Annotated in this window: 3 protein-coding genes; 1 reads left to right on the top strand and 2 read right to left on the bottom strand. The window is 71.1% G+C overall.

Annotated elements, in window-relative coordinates:
• Nucleotides 1–578, top strand: a 578-nt coding sequence (locus ACFXOA_RS32215) for a response regulator transcription factor (protein ID WP_385035719.1), incomplete at its 5' end; no start/stop codon positions are given.
• 31 nt (nt 579–609) lie between these two features.
• On the opposite strand, the gene ACFXOA_RS32210 is transcribed toward ACFXOA_RS32215, so the two are convergent.
• Complete coding sequence (locus ACFXOA_RS32210) at nt 610–1,056, bottom strand: heat shock protein transcriptional repressor HspR (protein WP_014155378.1); 447 nt, start codon at nt 1,054–1,056, stop codon at nt 610–612.
• Between the two features lies 1 nt (nt 1,057).
• Entirely contained in the window at nt 1,058–2,242 is a 1,185-nt protein-coding gene (gene dnaJ, locus ACFXOA_RS32205) for a molecular chaperone DnaJ (protein ID WP_385035717.1), read from the bottom strand.
• Nucleotides 2,243–2,379 lie beyond the last annotated feature (137 nt).

Raw genomic sequence — 2,379 nt, 5'->3', positions numbered from 1 at the left:
GCACCGCGCAGCGAAGCAGGAACCCACCCGACACCGCAGCCCTCAACGGCACGGTAGGCGGGAATCGCCGTCCTTCAGGGCGGCGAGGATGTCAAAGCACGAACGTCCGGGAGTATGTCGGACAGCTGGCTCCCGAGGGCCTCCAGGTCCGCACCACCGAGCAGACCGTGGACCGCCTGATCATCTTCGACCGCAGCGTGGCGTTCATTCCCGCGGCCCCCGACCGCCGTACGGCCCTGCGCATACGGCACCCCGCGCTCGTGGACTATTTGATCCAGGTCTACGAGGTGCTCTGGGCCCAGGCGACGCCCATCGGGCAGCAGCTCTCCGCGACGGTCCCGGGCACCCGGACGACGGCCGTCCAGCAGAGCGTCGCCCGGCTCCTCGCCGAAGGCCACAGCGACGTCCTGGTCGCCGGCAAGCTGGGCATCAGCGTCCGCACCTGCCGCTCCCACATCGCCAAGCTGATGCGGGCCCTGGGCGCCACCAGCCGCACGCATCTGGGTGTGCTCATCGCGCGGTCCGGCCTCGCCGACACCACCGCGGACGCACGGACAGGGCCTGCCCCGGAGTCATGAGACTCCGGGGCAGGCCCTGTCACAGGGGCCTTCAGTCCTTCGGCCGCTTCGGCCGCCAGACGACCAGCGCACTGGTCTGCTGCACGTCCTGGTAGGGCACCAGGTCGCGCCGGTAGGAGGCGTGCACCTGGGCCTCGCGCTGCTGCATGGCCACGGCCGCGCCGTCCACCGCCGCCGAGAGCTCGGCCACCCGCTGCTGGAGCGCGGCGACCTGGTTCTCCAGCTCGATGATGCGCTTGATGCCGGCGAGGTTGATGCCCTCGTCCTGCGACAGCTGCTGCACGGTCCGCAGCAGTTCGATGTCGCGGGCCGAGTAGCGCCGTCCTCGCCCGGCCGTGCGGTCGGGCGAGACCAGGCCGAGCCGGTCGTACTGGCGGAGGGTCTGCGGGTGCAGCCCCGAGAGCTGGGCCGCGATCGAGATCACGTAGACCGGTGATTCGTCCGTCAGCTGGTACGGATTGCGTCGACGGCCGTCCATCTCAAGCTCCCTTCGCAGCCTGGAACAGCTCCGCCCGCGGGTCCTCCCCCGCGGTCGCCTTCCGGTAGGCCTCCAGCGCGTCCTGGGCGTCCGCGCCGAGCTCCGTGGGTACGGCCACCTCGACGGTGACCAGGAGATCGCCCCGGGTGCCGTCCTTGCGCACGGCGCCCTTGCCCCTGGCCCGCATGGTACGTCCGTTGGGGGTGCCCGCCGGAAGCTTCAGGGTGACCGGAGGTCCTCCGAGCGTCGGTACCTTCACCTCGCCGCCGAGTGCCGCCTCCGGGAAGGTGACGGGCACGGTGACGGTGAGGTTGTCGCCCCTGCGGCCGAAGACCGGGTGGGCGTCGACGTGGACGACGACGTAGAGGTCGCCGGCCGGTCCGCCGCGCTCGCCCGGGCTGCCCTTGCCGCGCAGCCGGATCCGCTGGCCGTCCGAGACCCCTGCGGGAATCCGGACCTGCATCGTGCGGGCCGACTTCGCCCGGCCGCTGCCCTTGCAGACGTCGCAGGGGTCCTGGGCGATCAGGCCCCGGCCCTTGCAGTCGACGCAGGGGTCGGTCAGCGAGAATCCGCCGCCGGTACCGCGCGACACCTGTCCGGTGCCGACGCAGGTGGGACACACCCGCGGGGTGCCGTTCTTGTCGCCGGTGCCCGAACACGCCTTGCAGGGTGCCTGGCTGGACATCCGCAGCGGGACCGTGGCCCCGTCGACCGCCTCGGTGAAGCTGAGCGTCACCTCGGACTCGATGTCCTGGCCGCGCCGCGGCTGGACGCGGGTGCCCGCGCCACCCCGGTTGAACAGCCCGCCGAACACGTCGCCCAGGCCACCGCCGCCGAAGCCGCCGGCGCCCGCGGTCTGGCCACCGCCCGGGGCACCCCCGAAGAGGTCCCCCAGGTCGAAGTTGAAGTTGCCGCCGGCACCACCGGGACCCGCCCGGAAGCCTCCGCTGCCGAAGAGGGCGCGCGCCTCGTCGTACTCCTTGCGCTTCTTGGGGTCACCGAGGACGTCGTTCGCCTCGGAGATCTCCTTGAACCGCTCCTCCGCCTTGGCGTCGCTCTTGTTGGCGTCCGGGTGGTACTCGCGGGCGAGCTTCCGGTACGCCTTCTTCACCTCGGCGTCGGTGGCGTCCTTGGGGACGCCGAGAACCTTGTAGTAGTCCTTCTCGACGAAGTCCTTCGTACTCATCGACGTCCCTCCTTCCGGACGATCGGCCGGGGGGGGGGGGCCGGGGGCGGCGCCCCCCCCCCGCGGGTGTGACCCCCCAGGTGGGAAGCAACCTAAATCCAAATAGTGTGCGGTGGGTTTTTAAAAATAAAAAACAC

This window comes from Streptomyces sp. NPDC059166 (assembly GCF_042755185.1).
GTDB lineage: Bacteria > Actinomycetota > Actinomycetes > Streptomycetales > Streptomycetaceae > Streptomyces.
This window is presented reverse-complemented; position numbering and strand designations above follow the sequence as displayed.